Genomic DNA, 201 nt, shown 5'->3' with positions numbered 1-201 from the left:
CCACCTGTGTCGGTTTGCGGTACGGTCTCGTATGACTGAAGCTTAGAGGCTTTTCTTGGAACCACTTCCGATTGCTTCAGTGCCTAAGCACCTCGTCCCAGTCCCTTGAATCCCGCGCCCGGATTTGCCTAAGCGCCTTCTATGAACCAGAAACTGCCTATTCCAACAGGCAGACAACCTTCCGCGATCCGTCCCCCCATC

General features: G+C 55.2%; 1 rRNA gene. It reads right to left on the bottom strand.

The features are described from left to right. A 23S ribosomal RNA gene (locus tag ABWW33_RS33200) occupies positions 1-201 on the bottom strand; the annotation flags it as partial.

The sequence above is a fragment of the Duganella hordei genome (assembly GCF_040369125.1).
In the GTDB taxonomy this organism is placed as follows: domain Bacteria; phylum Pseudomonadota; class Gammaproteobacteria; order Burkholderiales; family Burkholderiaceae_D; genus Rugamonas; species Rugamonas hordei.
The sequence above is the reverse complement of the archived record's forward strand: the minus strand, read 5'-3'. Positions and strand labels throughout refer to the sequence as shown.